General features: G+C 41.1%; 12 protein-coding genes. 9 read left to right on the top strand and 3 right to left on the bottom strand.

The window, feature by feature from the left end:
- Positions 1–20: 20 nt before the first annotated feature.
- From MR041_RS10975 to MR041_RS10955, 5 genes are all read left to right on the top strand, one after another.
- Complete coding sequence (locus MR041_RS10975) at positions 21–3,227, top strand: SusC/RagA family TonB-linked outer membrane protein (RefSeq protein WP_242093853.1); 3,207 nt, start codon at positions 21–23, stop codon at positions 3,225–3,227.
- An 11-nt stretch (positions 3,228–3,238) separates the two neighbouring features.
- Positions 3,239–4,828 carry a RagB/SusD family nutrient uptake outer membrane protein gene (locus tag MR041_RS10970; RefSeq protein ID WP_242093851.1) on the top strand — a complete coding sequence of 530 codons (1,590 nt, stop codon included), beginning with the start codon at positions 3,239–3,241 and terminating at the stop codon, positions 4,826–4,828.
- Positions 4,829–4,833: 5 nt separating this feature from the next.
- Complete coding sequence (locus MR041_RS10965; protein WP_242093849.1) at positions 4,834–6,654, top strand: sulfatase family protein; 1,821 nt, start codon at positions 4,834–4,836, stop codon at positions 6,652–6,654.
- A 267-nt stretch (positions 6,655–6,921) separates the two neighbouring features.
- The gene (locus MR041_RS10960) at positions 6,922–7,251 is read left to right on the top strand and encodes a hypothetical protein (RefSeq protein WP_242093846.1); all 330 of its coding nucleotides are present in this window, start codon (positions 6,922–6,924) and stop codon (positions 7,249–7,251) included.
- A 19-nt stretch (positions 7,252–7,270) separates the two neighbouring features.
- Complete coding sequence (locus MR041_RS10955) at positions 7,271–8,779, top strand: T9SS type A sorting domain-containing protein (RefSeq protein WP_242093844.1); 1,509 nt, start codon at positions 7,271–7,273, stop codon at positions 8,777–8,779.
- Positions 8,780–9,155: 376 nt separating this feature from the next.
- On the opposite strand, the gene MR041_RS10950 is transcribed toward MR041_RS10955, so the two are convergent.
- The 3 genes from MR041_RS10950 to MR041_RS10940 form a co-directional block, all read right to left on the bottom strand.
- Complete coding sequence (locus tag MR041_RS10950) at positions 9,156–10,316, bottom strand: alpha-L-fucosidase (protein WP_242093842.1); 1,161 nt, start codon at positions 10,314–10,316, stop codon at positions 9,156–9,158.
- Between the two features lie 326 nt (positions 10,317–10,642).
- Positions 10,643–11,593 carry an NmrA/HSCARG family protein gene (locus MR041_RS10945; protein WP_242093840.1) on the bottom strand — a complete coding sequence of 317 codons (951 nt, stop codon included), beginning with the start codon at positions 11,591–11,593 and terminating at the stop codon, positions 10,643–10,645.
- Between the two features lie 185 nt (positions 11,594–11,778).
- The gene (locus MR041_RS10940; protein ID WP_242093839.1) at positions 11,779–13,026 is read right to left on the bottom strand and encodes a helix-turn-helix domain-containing protein; all 1,248 of its coding nucleotides are present in this window, start codon (positions 13,024–13,026) and stop codon (positions 11,779–11,781) included.
- 511 nt (positions 13,027–13,537) lie between these two features.
- On the opposite strand from MR041_RS10940, the gene MR041_RS10935 reads away from it, so the two are divergent.
- From MR041_RS10935 to MR041_RS10920, 4 genes are all read left to right on the top strand, one after another.
- Positions 13,538–13,984, top strand: a complete 447-nt coding sequence (locus tag MR041_RS10935; RefSeq protein ID WP_242093837.1) for a hypothetical protein — start codon at positions 13,538–13,540, stop codon at positions 13,982–13,984.
- 284 nt (positions 13,985–14,268) lie between these two features.
- The gene (locus tag MR041_RS10930; RefSeq protein ID WP_242093835.1) at positions 14,269–15,600 is read left to right on the top strand and encodes a hypothetical protein; all 1,332 of its coding nucleotides are present in this window, start codon (positions 14,269–14,271) and stop codon (positions 15,598–15,600) included.
- A gap of 135 nt (positions 15,601–15,735) precedes the next feature.
- Positions 15,736–17,175 (top strand): T9SS type B sorting domain-containing protein, encoded by a 1,440-nt coding sequence (locus MR041_RS10925; RefSeq protein ID WP_242093833.1) that lies wholly within the window; start codon positions 15,736–15,738, stop codon positions 17,173–17,175.
- 4 nt (positions 17,176–17,179) lie between these two features.
- Positions 17,180–19,660, top strand: a complete 2,481-nt coding sequence (locus MR041_RS10920) for a PorP/SprF family type IX secretion system membrane protein (protein ID WP_242093832.1) — start codon at positions 17,180–17,182, stop codon at positions 19,658–19,660.
- Positions 19,661–20,034: the final 374 nt, after the last annotated feature.

The raw sequence follows: 20,034 nt of genomic DNA, 5'->3' as shown, positions 1-20,034 counted from the left end.
ATAACTAATCAAATAAACTAATGAAAAGGATAATTTTAATTATTTTACTAATACCATTATCAGTATTAGGGCAAGAAATAACCGTAAGCGGAACGGTGATAGATGAAGAATTCAAGCAACCATTGCCGGGAGTTTCCGTTCTCGTAAAAGGGACTTCGAAAGGCGCAGTAACCAATTTTGACGGAGTATATGAATTGACAGTTAATAATGGCGATATTTTGGTGTTTTCATATATAGGTATGAAAACTCAGGAACAAATTGCAAACGCTGCTCTTTTAAATGTCGTATTGCAACCGGACATCGCCCAACTGGATGAAGTGGTGATTAGCACCGGTTATTTTGATATCAACAAAAGAGACCTTTCAGGCTCAATTTCCCAAGTAAATTCTGAAACATTAGAGCAGCAAAGAACGCAAGCTGTAGAACAACTTCTCCAAGGCCAGGTTGCTGGTGTGGTGGTCTCAGAAAATGGAGAACCCGGAGGAGGTGTCGCTATTTCTATAAGAGGGACGAACTCATTCCTTGGAGGGACTCAACCGCTTTATATCATTGATGGTTTACCCGTAGATCCGGTAGAAGATGCACAGGGAAATACAGGTGCAGGCGCATCTCAAAACTCTTTAAGTTTTCTTAATCCGAATGACATTGAAAAAATTGAAGTCTTAAAGGATGCCGCAGCAACTGCAGTTTATGGTGCCAGAGGGGCGAATGGTGTGGTGCTCATTACGACTAAAACGGGAGGTCGACAGGATGGAACAGATAATCTTTCAATTACAGTGGATAATTTTATAACGACCATTACAAATAAGATTAATGTAATGGATGGTCCCACTTTTGAAAATTATATGAACAGAAGAGCCATTAATCAATTGTATATTGATATTACAAATCCACAGGATAACAGTGATCCGTTTAATGGTTCTCAAGATTTAACGGTGGCCAATTATCCTCAGCTAGATGGGTTCAGCATTCCTTATCCAACATCTACAGGGGTTGATACAGACTGGCAGGACGTCGTTTATACTGAGGCTTTTTCTCAAGCCTATAATCTGTCTTACAGAGGAGGAAACAAGAAAAATAATTTCCTTGTAAGTCTGGGCCTTATTGATACGGAAGGAGTTATTATAAACACTGGCAACAAAAGAATTACATTAAATGTAAATGGTCGTAGAAAGGCTTTTAATGATAAAATAGATATTTTTTCTAAAACGAATATTGCTTATAACAAGGGTAATTCGGCCTCGGTAGGTAATGGAGACTTATTACTGAATAGAAGTGTGACATCTCAGGCACTTCAATTTCAACCCATTTTTGGGCTATTAGAACCCGGGCAAGATGATGATATTTATGCCGACCTGAATGAGGGGAATCAAATTTCAAATCCTTATACTTTGGCAAGAGATGTCACCGATCTTAAAGAAAATTACAACCTTATTCAAAATCTTGCTGTTACAGCAAAGCTTACCCCTAAGCTTACAGGTGTTATAAAAGGAGCGTTTAATCTTCAAAAAAGTAACCGCGATATTTATTATCCAACGAACACTACAAGGGGACGACGAAATAACGGAGAAGCATCTCAAGCCTCAAGGCAATACAGGAAATTGTACGGTGAGGTTAATTTGAGATACAGAAATCGTTTTGGAAAACACAGAATTGATGCAGTAGCTATAGGAACTGTTGAAGATGTCAGGATAAGAACCATGTTCAACAGAGCCTTTGGTTTTGGGAGTGATGTGTTGGAATATTATGATCTAAGTGCAGCTACAGATATTTTACCACCGGTATCAAATTTTTTGGATTCCAGGTTGCTATCCAGTATTTTAAGAGTAGGATACAATTATAAAAGAAGGTATTTCCTAGATGTTAACGCCAGAGTAGATGCTTCTTCTAAACTTGCTAAAGGAAACAAGGCCAATTTCTTTCCATCTGTAGCTTTGGCCTGGTTGGCATCCGATGAGAAATTTCTACGAAAATCAGAAACCATATCCAATCTTAAGTTTAGATTATCTTATGGGAGAGTCGGTAATGATGCCATTCCTCCATTCCAATCCTTATCACTTGGTGAAGCCATAAGGTATAATTTTAATGGTCAAATAGCTACAGGTTTTATTGAATCCAACTTGCCCAACCCAAATTTAAAATGGGAACTTACAGACCAGTTCAACTTTGGTGTAGATTTAGGCTTAGCAGATGATAAGATAAATGTGACTGTAGATACCTATTATAAACTCACCAGTGATTTATTACAAAATGTAATTCTACCAGCTTCGAATGGTTTTGTAAGGATATTGGATAATTTTGGAGAAGTAGAAAATTATGGACTCGAAATCGCCTTAAATGCCCAGCTTATTAATAAGGATGACTTTCAATGGGAGTTTGGAACCAACTTTACCTTAAACAGAAATAATCTTAAAAGTTTAAATTCCAATTTAGATTTTCAACTTGGACCTAATGTTGGTTTTGCTCAAGAAAACCCCATTTTGTTTCAGGTAGGTAGTCCATTAGGGATTTTCTGGGGCGCCCAAACCAATGGTATTTACGAATCCTGGGAAGAGGCAAATACCAGTGGAATAGCCGGTGCAGCACCAGGAGAAAGAAGATATGTAAATAATGACACCAATACTGTTGACAGTAACGGCAATCAGGTGATTAACTTTGATGATTACGTTCAAATTGGTGACCCGAATCCGGATTTTAATATAGCGATAAACAACAAATTCAAATATAAGAACTGGGATTTAAGTGCGCTTATTACAGCTCAAAAAGGAGGCGACATTTTTTGGGTGGATACCTGGCCAATAACAGGTAACTCAAACTCGAGAAATGGATTAGCTTCTGCTTTTCAGGATTCCTGGCAGGCACCGCTGAATGTCGATGCGAATGGCAATGTCTTTTCCGACCCATCTGTTGGCAATACATCAGGGGTCGGAAATCCGGCCCCAATTATTGATGCCAATAGCCCAAGAATTATCTCATCCGATAGAAATGTATTTGATGGCTCCTTTATTAGATTAAAAAATGTCAATTTGGGGTACACTTTTAATTTTAAAAATAGAATAAGCCTCAGAGTTTATGCCACTGCACAAAATTTAGTGACTATTACAGATTATCCTGGATATGACCCTGAGGTGACAACTTTCAATAAAGACCCTCAGCGCAGGGGTGTAGATTTTGGAGGTTATCCAGGCGTTCAAACCTACTCTTTGGGCTTAAATTTCAATTATTAAAACTAGTGAAAATGAAAACGACATATATTAAAAACCTTATACTTTTTAACGCTCTGCTATTTACCCTATCAATTGTATGTACAAGTTGTGCAGACTATCTTGAAGAAGAACCAAGAACACAAGTTGATATTAATGCCTTTTATCAAAATGAATCTGATGCACTGGCAGGGTTAACAGGGGCCTATGCTCAGCTTAAAAGTACCAATGGCTATTACAGACAACAGTTTTTATCCAATTTGTATGCAGCTTCAGATCAAGGACAAGGTAGTTTTAATCACCGTGATTTTAGATTCGGGACGATAACTAATGCAGAACCATTGATAGAAAGATCATGGGTAGATATTTACGTCGCTATAAAAGATGCCAATAATGTTATTGCAAGGGTGCCGGATGTGCCGGAAATAGATGAAGAATTGAGGTTAAGAATTCAAGGTGAGGCCAGATTCTTAAGAGCGTTGCATTATTTTAACTTAGCAAGATGTTACGGTGAAGTACCGCTTAGAACAACGCCAGTCCTCCCTGGTGAAGAAGGCCTGCCATTATCGCCATTGCAGGATATTTATGACGTAATCATCGAAGATTTACTATTTGCCGGGGAGCATTGCTGGGGTTACGATGAAACCAGAAATGGAGTTAATAACAACATAGGTAGAGTAACCAAGGCTTCGGCTCATGGACTCTTAGCTAAGGTTTATGTGCAGTTGGCGTCATCGATAAGAACTGCTCAGGCAGGTATTGAGGGTAATGCCAAATATTTAGGTTTTACCAACGATTCGGATTTTTATTATCAAAAAGCCATTGAACAGGCAAATTTCGTGTTTCAGGAGCCTTTTTACAGGCTGTCTGGAGACCTGCAGGAATATGAGACCATCTTTGATGCAACAAACGGGAATAATTTTGAAATGCTATTTGATATTCAAGGGGCCTCTATAGCCGGTGAGGGTACGGCGGTTTCCAACCTGTTCTCTCCCCGGAATTCAGGGCTTGCAGGAGGTGGTTTTGGGGGAACCAATCGACTTCAACCACAATTTGTAAACCGCAGTATCGATAAATTTGACCTGAGATACCTCAACACCATAATTCATAATTATCAGGACGATACCTTCATTTATCAGTTGGGTTCCGGTCTAACCGGCTATGTTAGAACGAGAATTGAAAATGGGTCTTCAGCGGGCAATTTGTTCAGAGTGTTTACAGGTAAATATATAGACACCGATGCGACAACCGAGTATACAAGCCAGCAGAACTGGCATGTCATTAGACTTGCCGATGTGTATTTGCTTCGAGCTGAAGCGATGGCAGAATTAAACCAATCTCCTGCTATGGCAAACGATGATATTAATGCAGTACGAAACAGGGCAGGCATGGATGATATTGATTACACCGATTTAAGCATGGATGAATTTAGAGAAGAATTATTGAGGGAGCGAGGTGTGGAATTATATATGGAAGGGCACCGGTTTTTTGATTTGACCAGGATGGGGGTGTATGATGTCTACTGCAGAAGAACCTATGGAAACACAGTAGGAGCCAGAGGATCTGAAGATTATACCTGGCCCATACCGCTCATTGAGGCTTCTGCGAATCCAAATATTGAATAATATTTATGAAAATAGAGCGTCTATTAGGAATTGTCCTTGTAATCTGTAGTTTTACTCAGGCACAGGAAAAGTCGCGGCCTAATGTCGTATTCATCATTTCCGATCAGCATAAATTGGAAGCTACCGGTGCTTACGGCAGTCGATTGGCTATCACGCCTCATATCGATGCCTTGGCTCAATCAGGTGTTTTATTCACGAATTGTTATACACCTGCTCCTGTATGTGCTCCGGCGAGAGCGGCGCTTATTACAGGGATGTACCCCTATGCCAATGGTGCCATTTATCACAAGGCACCGGTTACCATGCCCAATGGCAAGGTTAAGAACATCGGTAGCGGTTATTTAAGAGAAACCGGGTATCACGAGGGCATTGTTACCCTGGGAGAAGTATTCAAGGAACAAGGTTATATAACCGGAGCACCGGGTAAGATGCATGTGCATGGTGAGCTGCAAAGGGATGTTGACGAAGATCATAAGGCAGGGAACACCATGGGTTTTGACGAGGTAAGTGTACGCTATTACACCTATTTTCCAAGGGGGCATTACGAGGATGAAGTGGGCAAGGATACCTATATGCGTTACCGACAGTTTCAAAAATACAGTACCGTGTACAAAGGAGGGGCCATGCACCTGAATCAGGAATACGTTCCGACTTTGGTAGAGGACGAGGAGGACAATTTCGATATGGTGGTGGCTGGAAAATCGATTGAATTCATTAACAAACGAGCTGAGGACGGTAAGTCCTTCTTTTTACATGTGGGATTTGAAAAACCACATGCTCCGTTTACAACGACACAAACCTATTTGGATAGGTACAATCCTAAGGCTTTTGAATTGCCAAAGACCTATGATGACTGGTACAATAAGGGCAAATACCCCTGGGTACCGAACTGGGTGCATTCGGGTATACCGAATAACCTGGATAAAGCACAAAATGTCATGGCGGCGTACCATGCCTGCATCACCGAAATGGATGATATGGTAGGACGGGTGATCAAAACCCTTAAAGATCGTAATCTTTATGAGAATACGATCATCATCTACACCACCGATCACGGCGAGCACCTGTTTGAGCATGGGCTACGTGGAAAGCATAATATGTATGAGGATGCGGTAAATGTACCTTTTATAATATCCTATCCAAAACTGTTCAAACAAAATAGCGTAAATAATTCGATAGTCAGTTTTGTGGATATCATGCCAACCCTGGCTGACTTGATTGATGGTAAGACTCCTGAAACAGCACAGGGGATTTCATTGGTAGGGACATTGAAAAACGGAACCGAATTAAAAGACCGTCCGGTCTTCTCCGAATTCAGGGGAGCCGATTATACGCTTCTGCCCAAGATTAAAAATGTGCCTTCACGAATGATGCGGCAAGGCGATTACAAATTTATTTATACCCATGGTATTATAGATCAGCTTTATAATTTAAAGGACGATCCCGATGAACTGAATAACCTGATCTTTAGTAAGGATCATCAGGATCTATACCAACATATGCGGTTTCAAACCCTTGCCGATTGGCGATTTCAGGAATATGCTCCAATGAAGGTTTCACTTGACCGCAATACATTGGTTTGGGAGACATCGTCTGATTTTGCTGACTACGCGGTTTTTTATTCGGCAACAGGCCAGGTAAAAGATGCCACCATACTTGCAGATGAGATTGTGGATACTTTTTACCCCCTTTCCAAAAAAGGATCTTATTGGCTTATGGCCAGGCCTAAACTTTCAAAGACCTCTAAATTCTATGGTGATGCTATACCGGTGGCGGTAGACCGCTATTCCCACATTTTGCCGGTTTCCGATGTCATAAAGCTTTAGCTTTTGCTTAAGTCCTGTTGGAATAGTTTAATAACAGACCGTTTATTGAAAATTAATAGGGTAGCTAGTATTCATATTTCCGTCTGATATGCAATGATCGGATAAACCATCCCCAACATGTCCCATATTTTGGTCGTATCACGATATACTCATAAATAAATCTCAGTTGAATAGCATTTCAACCTTAATGAACTGTTGAAAAACCTGATTCCTTTAATATAGATGTAGTTTAGAGCATTCAGAATAACACATTAAAATTTTCAAAACATGAAAAAACTAAAAATTCTTCTGACCATGTCTTTCCTGATGATTACACTGGGATTGAATGCGCAACCAAAACCTGAGAAAAAAGCTAAAAAATTTGCGGATGAAATGACTGAGGTCCTGTCCTTGAATAAAAAGGAATCTCAAGCCATATATGAGATACAGGTAGAGCGTTTCACAGAAATTCAGGCCTTGCGAAAAACATATGCCGATGATCCTGAAACTTTAAAAGAGAAACAAAGGGCCTTAGGTAAAAAAGTGTTTAATCAAGTTAAAAATGTAATTGGTAAAGAGCGCCAACAACAATGGAAAGCCTATAAATCAAAAAACTAACTAACTAAATTCTAAGATCATGATTCAAAACATTACTCTTTTATTATGTGCTGTTTTAACTTTAACAGTTTCGGCACAAACCGTAAACATTGAGGGCGATCCTTATGGAGGGAATCCCTATGCCTCAATAAACGATGCCGTTGCAGCTTCTACGAATGCGGCGGATGTTATTTTAGTTACCGGGATTCATACAGAATCTGTAACCATTCAAAAAAGTATTACCTTAAGAGGAACAGATCCCTCAACAGATATTATTCAAGCTGCGGCTTCACCAGGGTCTGATGGTAGTGGTACCCGAGTTTTATCCTTAAATGAAGGTGCATTTACAATAAATATTGAAAACCTTGGTATTAGACATGGAAATGTGACAGGTAATGGTGGCGGCATTTTTGTTGATAAGGTAACGGGTTCGGTTAGTTTATCCAATCTCATCGTTGAAAACAATTATGCAAGCAGTAATGGCGGTGCTATAGGTTTGGCAGGGACGATTGCGACGATTTCGGAATGCACCATACAAAACAATACGTCTAATTTGGATGGTGGTGCCATTTTAGCTGCGCCAAATAATGCTTCCGGTATAAATAGTGTTATTGATATCAAACAATCCTTAATTGATAGCAATACAGGAAGAAATGGAGGTGCCATATATATCAATGGGAATGCCAATTTTGGTAACGATTATTTAATAGAGGTGAACATTGAAAACAGTACCGTTTCTAATAACTCTGCCACAAGCGCTTCAGGAGGTAATGGTGGTGGCGCCATATGGTCAGCGTCGAGACCCTGGACATCGAATACCGCGGTCGGTAATATTACCTTGGGTTTGGTACATGCCACATTTTATAACAATGCTCATGCGGCCCTTAATAAATCCGGACTACAGTTCGGCTCTGCTGCACAAACCAATTTCAGCGCTTACAATTCCATTGTAGTGGCTGGGGATGATGTAACGGTAAAGGCATTGAATTTTGCAAACACCAATACAACTGATGTCATCAACTGTATTTTGGGCGGTCTTAATGCTGCTCCGGCCCTTGTTGACGATGTGAATAAAAATAACCAAAAAGGGAAGACAGCCACATTTGCAGGTCTAACCGGTACTCTGACCGATGAAGGAGGATCTACATTGGTTCTGCCTATTTCAGAAAGCAGTACTGCCGATGATTATTGCACCGCTGCAACAGGCATCACAATGCCTACCATAGACCAACGCGGTTACACACGTGAAGGTGTTCAGGACGCCGGGGCCTTCGAATTTGGAGGGACCTTGTCCGATGAAAATATAGCTTCCAAGGATAATACACTCAAAATCTTCCCTAATCCTGCAAAGACCACAGTATATATAAAGAGTTTGAATACGATTACCCATGCATTTATTTACGATATGACGGGGAAACGCGTATTTCATTCACAAAGTGTACGTAATAACAGTTTGGATGTATCCCAGTTAAAGGCAGGTTTATACACCCTTCAGGTAGAAGACATAAACCATAACTGGAGCAGTAACAAATTAGTGATTTCCAGATAGGACATATAGAGAACCGATTAATAGACATGAACCGCACGGCCCCTATGTTTTCGGCAAGGGGCAGTGTTGTTTTAAGGCAAAGGAGATTTAGAAAATACAAATAGGTTAGAGGGATGATTGTTATTGCTATTCTTTTTATATTGATGGTCATCAACGTTCTCCTTCTGCGGTTTAGTTGCAACGATATCACCGAATCCACACCAAGAATTTCGAGATCTGGGCAAGGGGATACAGAAGAGATTAAACGTCTTATAGATTTTAAAAAAAGCATAGCAGAAACTAACCCTCCATTCGAAAGTAGAAGGAAGTCGTCTTAATACAGTTCCAGCTGTTAACGGATGTTATCATTTAAAACTGATTGCAAAAAAATTGTCTATTAAATCCCCTTTAAACGTTTACCGGCTTCCTTTAGCGACTTCACATCCTCTTCCGGAATGGAACCATCACCTTTAGGACCAACATTCAGCAGTAAATTGGCATGCATTGCTTCGGCATCTTCCAGTAAGGCGATGATATCTTCCGCAGTTTTATGCAATCCGTCATTCTTCTTATGATACCCCCATGCATGAGGCTGCAGCGTATTGCATATCTCCCTGGGTTTGTCCCTGTTCTTTTCATAAGCGATTCGCGCCACATCGAATTGCTGGCCCACACGGGCATTGCCACCTCGCTCAGGAGCCATAAAATCCTCATCCCCATTGGCACCCTGTTTAAATGAGATGAGCGCATGCGGGGATAGGCGTCGCACCAGGGCATAGGTTGAATCGATGGGAAACAGATCCGGTCGGCTGTAATACCCCATGATCGGATCGAACCAAATGCCTGCTATGTTAGGGTATTGGGTGAGTAACTCTTCAAGTTGCCTGTGCACAAAATCGACGTAGATCTTAAAATCGGCATCCTTTTTAAACTTATAGTCCTCCGGAGGAGTGGGATATGCGGGTCGTGCATTGGGCCACCCGCGATCGCGGGAATAGAAATAGGGATGCTTCCAGTCGGCTCCATAGGAGTAATATAAGAACAATCCCAGACCTTTTTCTTGACAGGCCGCGTACAACTCGCCGATTAAATCGCGTTTTGCAGGCGTATTCAGGACGTTAAAATCAGTGGCCTGAGTTTTGAACAGGCAGAACCCATCATGATGCTTCGAGGTTATGGTAATGTATTTCATCCCTGCATCCAGGGCCAAATCCGTAATGGCCTCCGCATTGAAATGTGACGCAGTGAATTTGGAGGTCAGGGCTGCGTAGGTGTCCAAAGGAATGGTATCCCGTAACTGTACCCATTCGCCTTTTTCCAAAAGGCTGTACAGGCCATAATGAATGAACATGCCGTATTTGGCATCCTTGAACCACTTGAGATTGGCGGTTCTTGGGTTCTCCTGAAATTCATTTTTATAGTCAGCCAAATAGGTAGGAACCGCTGTATTTGGTTTACACGAGATACATAGGAGTAACGCAATTCCAATGACTCGAATGTGTAACATAAAATGCAAATGATCTGTTGTACTTAATTTGTTTGTCTGGTGGTTAGCCATTTAAGAATAATCTGTTAATCCATTGTTCATTTTGGGTCACACAAGGTTCCAAATGTCCGTTCCGATAAATCGAAATGGATTGAAATTGACTGCCTAAATGTGTCATGTTTTGAACATTAATATTGGATATGCTTCTCGATAAAAATTTGTTCCACTATGTTCCCCAAATTCACTCGAAGTGACAACCTGGTTCTTGTTTAATAGAATAAGGTTTTGTATTCAGTTTGAGTGACTCCGATCCCTGGGATTGGAGCAGGGTCATCTGCCCTCCTCTGGCAGATATCGATAGCCCAATTAAAAATCCAAAATATATAACGGGTATTCCTTTAATTCAATGGAATAAGCGAAGCATATTTAGAAAGCCAGGTATCGAAATCCTGCAGTTCCGGATTGAGTTCCCGAGCCAAAGCCTCATCGCGATTCGCGTTATAGGCAGCATTGAAATCCTGCTTTACCTGGAACATGTTTCCGAGATCATCCGCTCCGGGAAATCCAAAATTCCTATAAGCTTCCGGACTTACAGAATTGTATTTAACCGTGACGCCCAATGCCTGAGAAAGCTTGGCCGCCATTTCATCCCCGGACAACTTCTCACCGGCTATTCCGATGGTCTTGTCAATAAAGGCGCTGCCTTTTTTCAATATGCCATAAGCACATTTTCCAATGTCCTCCACGGCTATGGCGGCTAATTTTTTGTCATCCATGGGTAGGGTGAAGTAGTAGTTCCCGTCTTCACCTTTTTGTGGTCCCATCCCAAAGTATATTAAATTATCCCAGTAAAATGAGGTGCGCAGGAACGTCACCGGCAAACCGGCATCTTTAAAAAACTGGTCGGCTTCACCTTTACCATCAAAATGAGGCACCTTATACTTTTCCTGAAGTGTCGGCATGCGGTCATCATCCAATGGGACCCATTGTCTCATGTCCTCAAGAGTCGACCATATGATATGCTCAAGATTGGAAGCCTTAGCGGCCTCAATGAAATTCTTTATATGCTGCTGTTCCTTTTCTGCAGAAAAATGCTCCCAGAAGAAGGTTACGAAATAAGCAGCATCGGCCCCTTCAAGGGCTTTTTTCATACTGTCGATGTCTTCAACATCGGCCTCTACGACTTCCGCACCACTTTGGGCCAGTGCTTTGGCCTTATCGGAGCTGGCATTCCGTGTTACCGCCCTGACCTGGTATGCTGAATTCTGATCCGACAGAATCGCCCGGACGAGTCCACCACCCTGTCCGCCTGTTGCTCCAAATACTGTGACTAGCTTATTTTTTTTCATGTTCTCGTTTTTAAGGTTAATCAAATTTAATCCATAGGTTTTATCGCTTCCTTCTTTCCAGAAAAAGGGATTTATAAGTATTCAGACTAATGTAGTAAAAATTCAGCTGGATTAAAAATAGGAGTTATCAGCCCTAATGTATCCTGTTTATCTTTCACTCATCCCATAAGACAGCGGGTTTACAGTTAATTTTTATGGCTGTTCTTTTTATTCTGGTTTATAAACTCAGAGGGCAGCATGGCACAGAACTTCTTAAAGGCAGCGTAAAAGGCCGATGTGGAATTAAAACCGGAATCTTTGGAAATCGCCTCAATAGTGAACTGTGCATACGAATCATCGGACAGGAGTTTCCTGGCTTCTTCAATACGATAGGAATTGATAAAATCAAAAAAGGATTGCTGCGCCATACTGTTAATGGTTTGAGACACGTAATTGGGATTCGAGTTTAAGGCATCGGAAAGGTCTCTTAAGGTAAGTTTTGGATCCAAAAAAGGTTTTCTGGAACGCATGTTTTCCAGTAATCTCTCATAAAGGAGGGCCTTATGTTCATCCGATAACGTCGATTTCTTTGCTTTTCGACGGGATAGCTTAATGGGAGATATAACACCAATGCCCTTGTAAATTTCAGGTCTTGCCAAGATGATGAGCATGATGCTAAATGTAAATGCGGTCAATATGACGGCCATATAGATGACTTCATTGAGACTCATGAATAAGGCATTGAGACTTATCAAGGGCGGGGTGCACATAATCAAACCAATCATGGCATAAAACCAGGTTAAGGTCTGTTGGTTCACATAGGAGTATTCCTCCTTAGCCAGTTCATGATACGATTTAATGTCCTTCCGTATTAAAATGAAATAAAAAATGGTAAAGGCGATGATACTCAGTTCCCTTTGAATGCTGAAAAAATCGTTTTGCCACCGTACCTGGGTCATATAGGCTATTTTAGCCTCCTGTGATTTCAGGGCATAACAGACCACCCATAAGACAATTTGAATGAGGAAGGGAATGAAATGTAATAGTTGTACGGGATTAAATCGGTAGTGGTTCCTTAAATAGGTCCGAACATAAAAGTAAAATACAGGACCACCTCCAAAAATTAACACGTGGTCCAACAAATATATCGAAGGCACACTGAGTAATTCTCCAATAGCAAAGAGCCCTAAACAGAGGCCCATTATCATAAGCATAACCCCTAAGAACGTATTGGCCACCATAAGGTGCAGTTTCTTATTCAGAATGATATAAACACCAAAAACAACTAACAATAAATTGTTAAATATGATGATGGAGGTGAGAGACTGCAACCACATGGCGAATGATATTGAGGGTTTCGTTTCGGCTAATGTAACTAAATTTAGTTCAGATCCTGTTTTTACCGGGTTGCCGACCAGATATCTGTAAGTGTATTCTTTAAAAAAACGCCTCAATTGGCAACGTTTTAATGTTTTAGGTCGGGCAAAAGGTATACATTAGCTCAAGATTACTCGTTTTTTCAATTGAAACTAACCATGCAGCAATAGGAATACAATATTTTAGTCATCCTAATGAGAATAGGGGATGACAGGTGATTTTTGAATACTCATCTCCACTGTTTTAAACGATGATGGCTACAAGATGTCTTCTGATTCATGAATCCATAGATATTTCATACCTGGCAGCATAGCAAAAACTACTTATGAGGTTGTGACATAGCCTGTTGGGCATAAAAACAGGAAAGGTATTATCTCAAACTCCTATTCAGGTATAAGACCGGGGACACGATAAGTTCTGAATAAAGTGACCTACTAATAAGAACAAATCACTGCAAATCATGATTGACTTTGACTTGTCATGTTTTGAAGGAAAAAACACATTTAAATAATAAAAAAACAGATTAAATACATATTATTTCGATAAAATGTATTATGTTTGTTCGAAAGTATTACTAAAATCTACAATATGCGAACAACATTTATTTTCTTTACATTGTGTTTTTTCTTGGCTTCAGGCCCCATATTTGCCCAGAAGAACAAAGGAGAAAAAAGTATTATTCAGGAAGGTGTGGCCATAAAAAAATATCATAATAAACCGGAATTGGAGGAGCTCGCCAAAGGACAGCTCCTGGATCTCTATGTGGAACGCATAGAAAGTCTCGTTAGACTGTTGCCTTATATTGCTTTTGCAACAAAACCCGGCGTGACCATGTCGACATTGGGAATTCCCAGCGATAAGGAGAACTACAAGAGTCTGGACAGGCAGTTTGATGCCACAGATAACTTCTTAGAATCAAATGCGGAATTTCAAGAACGTATATTGCCCTATTCCGATACCGAAGATCTGGTCTCTGCCATTCTATTTTATGAAGAGACCTTAAAATCATTACATGAGTATGCCGAATTTCATTAAAGGAGGACTGTAACTATATCTTAAAGCTAATGTTTTCGCATTGGCTTTTTTTGTGTCCTGGAATAGGGATGGCTTCACTAAAATAGGTAAATCACATCATTTTAACATAATTTTAAGATAATTTTATGCTAATTCGGTTAATCGAATATATGTTGCATTTCATCGATAAAAACATATGTTATTTAGCAAAAAAATGCATTTAATCGTAAAAAATTGCATTACATGGATATTTTTCATATGTTTGACTTCCAAATAATGATTAATCTTAAATAAAGCCCCGAACCATGAAAACATCTACTAAAATCATCTTGTTGATATTTGCAGCGTTCTTAATGACCAGTCCGTTATTGGGTCAACAGGAAAAAGGCATAGTAGGCATAGACAACTGGCTGAATAACTGGACCCAATTTAAGCCGCATCAGGAATATTACGGCGAGCCCACCCAAATACTGACTGGAAGTATTACAGAGGATACGAAACTTCATAAAAGATACACCTATTTGTTACTGGGTAATGTGTTTGTAGCCAATGAGGCTACCCTGACCATAGAACCCGGAACTGTGATCATAGGTGACTCGAAGACAAATGGTTCTTTAACCGTTGCCAGGGGAGCAAAAATTATCGCTGATGGTTTAGAAACGGATCCCATCATCTTTACATCGGGTAAAAGCGTGAAGCGCGCCGGAGACTGGGGAGGTATTATGATACTCGGCGATGCACCTACCAATAAATTCGGAAACGGATCTGTAGCCGCATTTTATCAACAACTTGATCCTGCAAATTACGGCCATACAAACTATGGCGGTGATAATGTCGAGAGCGATTCCGGTGTTTTTCGCTATGTGAGAATCGAATATGCCGGGAAGCGCACCAAAGCTGCCGGATATTTTAACGGGCTGTTACTGGCCGGTGTCGGTAATAAGACCAAACTAGGCAATATAATGGTCAGTTTTGCGGCGGGCGATGCTTTTAAAGTTTTAGGCGGTGCCTTGGGGATAGATAAAGCCGTTTCTTATAAATGTAACGGTAACGATTTTAAATTTAACTATGGAGCACAATGTGAACTGACCAATTCCCTTGCGGTACGTTCACCTTATATTTCAAGTAGTGACGGATCGCGATGTGTTCAGGTGATTTCTTATGAGAAGCCCGGAGAGGTAGATTTATCAAAAAAAGGTACATCATTGATCGCAAGTAATTTAACGCTTCTTAATGATAGTGAAGATTTAAAAAACGATATCAGCATGGGACTGGTGAAGGCCGGGGTATTTGTCGGGCATTTTGCGGCCCTGGATATGGAGAAAACCGTTATTTCCGGATTTAATCCTGCTGTTATTTTTGATAGTAAGGTGCTGATCAATCAGGAGAATTTAGAGAACATAAAGTTCTCCGAAATGTATTTCAACAACTGTAATGGAAATATTTTTGTCGAGAACAATTCGAATAATGACGATTTGGAAAACTGGTATGGTAACAGTGCTTTTTTCAATGTATACTCGAAGAGTCAAAATGCCGAAACCTTCATTGATGTCGACAATCCGAGACGTCCGGATTTCAGACTAAAAATCAATAAAATTATAGCCACGAATAACGACCCGGATCTTATCGATGACTAAATCGATGTATTTTCAAAATTGTAACCTACACGCTTTATGACATTTCACCCATACTTGCCGGTCTTTCGATAATTCGTATTCAAATGATTTTGCATAGGAATGGTTTGCACGACCCCATTTATAAAATAATGACAAATGAGACATTATAACATCATTATCATAATTGCTCTTATTGCTTTAGGGATCAGAACAGATCTCAACGCTCAAATTGTCATTAGTAAGCCAAATTTAGGTTTCAGTCAGGCCTGTGCCAGTGACACCTTTAATTCCTACAATGTGACGTTTACATTTTCTCCCGAAGGCGATATCACCTCCAGTAATCAATTTATCATTGAACTCTCGGATGAAACGGGCGACTTTACGAGTGCAGAGGTCATTTTTACTTCGGCCGCAGGGAGTGTTACCACCACTCCGGCAACCTTAAACTTTTCGTTCCCAACCACGGTGTCCGGAGAAGGGTACAGGTTGCGAATCAAAAGCACCGCACCGGCAGCGACAAGTACACCATCCGATACTTTCCCCGCCTACTTCAAAGCGCAGGATGAACCCTTTACGATTAATAATTTGGTGGCCACCGGGGCCTATTGTCCTGGAGGGAGTTACCTGTTGACCATAGATAATCCGGGTGGTCCAATGAACAATTCACCCCTTCAATATCCATCCCTTACATTCAATTGGTATAAGGAAACAGGGGCCACGACATTCGAATTCGTGTCCAGTGGTGAGACACTGCTTGTATCCCAACCCGGGACGTATTATGTGGAGACCAATTATGGCTCCTGTACGTCCAATTCCTATTCCAACAGGGTTACAGTGAGTGAATCCGGTTCGGGTTCTACATCTGAGATCGCTTCCAGTTTGGGCAATCCGTATTGTTCTGCCAATGGTCCGACCACCTTAAGTGCCATTAACGGTGAAAGCTATAAATGGTTTAAGGATGGTGAGGAGATATCCGGCGCTACAGGACAGATGTATGAAACCAACGAATCCGGTACCTATTCTGTTGAAGTGGATTTAGGGGATTGTACTGATAGCGCATCCATTGTACTTAATGCAGAGGGCTTTAACAGTACTATTGATGTGCCTGAGATCAATTATTTGGATGAGGGTGAAACGCTGATGGTCACAGTTACAACCGATGCCGTAGGCCCAGCCTTTAGCTGGTTTAGGGACGGGGTTCAAATTACCGGGGCAGTCAGTGCGAATTATGAAGTCATCCAACTGGGGAATTACAGTGTGGTGGTCTCCCAGACCGGAGGTTGTAATGCGTCCATAGAACACACCTTTTCTGTTGTAGATGCCTTTCCGGCAGTAAGCAATATACCCAATGTTATTAGTCCCAATGGCGATGGTATTAATGATACCTGGATTATTCCACAGCAATATGTCAGCGGTACCAACACCCAGGTGGTCATTTACAGCGCCCAGGGTAAAGTGGTGCTTCAAACGAATGATTATCAAAATAACTGGCCTCAAAACGAATTGGATTTTAATGCCATAAACCCTGTTTACTATTATATCATTACAACATCGAACAATACCTCAAGAAAAGGGTCTATTACAGTAATAAAATAATGTCATGCTCAAGCACCTCTTCATATATATTATTTTATTTGCTTGTATTCCGCAGGCCCTGGCACAGGAAGATGGTGTAATTGCACTCGATTTACCTGTAAGAAACGGGTTAAGGTTCAACCGGTATGCCATAAACCCCACATTTAGCTTTGTAAGGGAACAAAATAGATATATCAGTTTTAGCAACAAGAGACAGTGGGTCCAGTTTGACGATGCCCCGAACACCTATTTGTTTAGTTATTCCGGACGATTTCGAGAAAACATAGGAGCCGGTATCGGTCTGTTCCAACAAGATTACGGCGTATTGACCAGTTTTGGTGGGATTTTAAACTTTGCCTATAACGTGGTGCTGAACAGAGACAGCAATCTCACCTTTGGGATGAACCTCGGATTTTATCAGAGTGGGATTAATGAAGGCAGGGTAGTGACCAACTTTTCGGATCCATCACTGGATAATATACCCACCCAATCTGTTATGGCGATAAACCCGGGCATTAATTATGGTACCGCATTTTTCGATTTTGGACTTTCCGTCAACAATCTCATCGCTTATAATTTTAAAACCTCAGCGATGCTTGAAGATAATCCCGAGCAAAGCATAGCTGCTCATGTCATGTACACGGGTTACATGAATACGCGCGGGTTTTTGGATCAAAGTAAGTTTTCTGCCCTAATCAAGTCTGATTTTAAAAAGGATAACACCGTTTTGTCGGGAATCGTAATGCTAACGGTGCCTAAAGGTATCTGGGCGCAGGTAGGATACAATACGCTTTATGGGGTATCGGCCGGTATAGGCTTGAACCTGACCAAAGAAATTGCACTGGAATATAATTATGAGCAGGCCATAGGTGATTTAGCCGAATTTGGAAACTCACATGAAATTACCCTGGCCTATAAATTTAAAAAATCATATCGCTATAACTATGCCGATGATGACGATGAGGAAGCCCTTATTATGCCATCACGACGCGCAAACGGCATCGCAACACGACGTCAGACATCTAAAAACAGCAACAGACCTCGGGTGGTACGACAACCAAGAACGGTTCGAGAGAACACTCTGGAAATCGATCCGAATGTGGAAGAGGTGAATCGTCCTGATGACACTCCTGTAGCCGATACTGATACTAATGTAGAGCAGCAACGTCTGGAGGCTCAGGAAGCAGTCCAAAGGATAGCCGAGCAGGAAGCCGAAGCGGCGAGACGTGCCGAGGAAGCCAGACTGAAAGCAGAAGCCGAGGCCAAATTAAAGGCCGAACAGGAGGCTGAAGCAGCGCGATTGGCTGAAGAGGCCCGTTTAAAGGCAGAACGTGAAAGACAGGCCAGGTTGGCTGAACAACGCCGTCTTCAGGCTGAAGAAGCCGCCAGGATCAAGGCAGAACAGGAAGCGGAGCAGGCCAGAATTGCAGAGGAAGCCAGGCTGAAGACAGAAGCCGAGGCCAAATTGAAGGCCGAACAGGAGGCTGAAGCAGCGCGACTGCTGGCAGAGCAGGAAGCACAGGCGAAACTGGCAGAAGAGGCCAGGCTTGCTGAAGAAGCAGAAGCAAGAGCTAAAGCCGAAAGGGAAGAAGACATCGCCATGCAGGAATTAGATGGTGTACTTATACCGGTGGCTAAGGACAGAGAGGCATTGGAAATGAAGAATTTAACTGAACTGACGGAAAATACACGCATAGAACAGCAAAACCTGTTGGATCAGTTGAAAGCGAAGGTCGCCATTAAGCAGCAGGACCTGGATGATTTAAAAGAGGAGAATGATTTAAGTGAACAGGGTATTGTGGTTGCCCCAAGAGCCTTTAAGAGTATAACGGCAGAGAACAGGGAAATAGAGGCGTTAAAAGTTAATATTGACAATATTATCCGGTCTCAGGGTGTGAAAATCACGGAACTCGAAAACGTGTATAATGAACGTCTTAAGACGGTTAAGGATAAAGAGGACGAGGTGAATGCCTATTATTTGAGCAAGATTAATGAATTGAAGGCAGCTCAGGAACAAACCCTGTCCACCAGAACGGATTTATTCTCGAATCTGGAGACCATTAAAGTCGCAACTGAAATAGAAAGAAAGCGCAGAATTAGCCGTGCAGCATACGACAATGAGCAGGTACGATATGAAAAGGATCGACGGACCCTTGATATGATCAGGCAAATTACCCCCAGAAGCACCACGCCTTTAAGAGCTGAGGATTTCGATTCTGGTGAGGTATTGCGGAACATTCAGATTCTGAAAGGGGTCAACAATGCCGATAATGGTTATTATCTGGTGATTGCTGTTCATAGCGATGTGGCTAAAAGAGATGAGTTCCTGAGGAAAGCCGTTGCTTCGGGTCAGACTAATATTGATTTCTTCTTTGATGTGAATTCAAGCAAGTATTATATCTACTATTCAAAATACGATAGTATCGAGGCCGCGAATCGTGGCTTGGCTGCAAAAGGAAGTCAGCCTTATAATGCAAATATGTCTGTGGTTAAAATAGAAGATTAGGTCATTTTCACACTAATTTTTTCCCTTTAAGCAGGAGGGAATTGATGCTTCTTATGCTTTAGTTTTAATAAAATTGAACTGCATTTCCTGATTAGCGGTGAGCATCTGGATACTTTTAAACGGGTATATACGTCAAAAAAGTAATATAAAGATTACATTTTGTCTTAAAAAAGATGTTAAAAGTTAAAAAACATCGATAAAATGCATAATTTTTCCTTTCTTCTTACAATTGTTCCAAAAAAATTCACGATATTTATCCCGTTTAAGGACATTATATTTAGACAAAAGGACTAAAGAGTAATATTTTGACTACAATATAATTCAAATTTAAAGAGAACGACTTTTAATTGCCCCGATTAAAGGTCCTGAAAATA

Source organism: Aestuariivivens sediminicola (genome assembly GCF_022662015.1).
GTDB lineage: Bacteria > Bacteroidota > Bacteroidia > Flavobacteriales > Flavobacteriaceae > Aestuariivivens > Aestuariivivens sediminicola.
This window is presented reverse-complemented; position numbering and strand designations above follow the sequence as displayed.

Coding starts and splice junctions, on each gene's coding strand:
- MR041_RS10920 (WP_242093832.1), top strand. CDS start 17,180: ATGCTCAAGCACCTCTTCATATATATTATTTTATTTGCTTGTATTCCG.
- MR041_RS10960 (WP_242093846.1), top strand. CDS start 6,922: ATGAAAAAACTAAAAATTCTTCTGACCATGTCTTTCCTGATGATTACA.
- MR041_RS10935 (WP_242093837.1), top strand. CDS start 13,538: ATGCGAACAACATTTATTTTCTTTACATTGTGTTTTTTCTTGGCTTCA.
- MR041_RS10945 (WP_242093840.1), bottom strand. CDS start 11,593: ATGAAAAAAAATAAGCTAGTCACAGTATTTGGAGCAACAGGCGGACAG.
- MR041_RS10970 (WP_242093851.1), top strand. CDS start 3,239: ATGAAAACGACATATATTAAAAACCTTATACTTTTTAACGCTCTGCTA.
- MR041_RS10975 (WP_242093853.1), top strand. CDS start 21: ATGAAAAGGATAATTTTAATTATTTTACTAATACCATTATCAGTATTA.
- MR041_RS10950 (WP_242093842.1), bottom strand. CDS start 10,316: ATGGCTAACCACCAGACAAACAAATTAAGTACAACAGATCATTTGCAT.
- MR041_RS10955 (WP_242093844.1), top strand. CDS start 7,271: ATGATTCAAAACATTACTCTTTTATTATGTGCTGTTTTAACTTTAACA.
- MR041_RS10930 (WP_242093835.1), top strand. CDS start 14,269: ATGAAAACATCTACTAAAATCATCTTGTTGATATTTGCAGCGTTCTTA.
- MR041_RS10925 (WP_242093833.1), top strand. CDS start 15,736: ATGAGACATTATAACATCATTATCATAATTGCTCTTATTGCTTTAGGG.
- MR041_RS10965 (WP_242093849.1), top strand. CDS start 4,834: ATGAAAATAGAGCGTCTATTAGGAATTGTCCTTGTAATCTGTAGTTTT.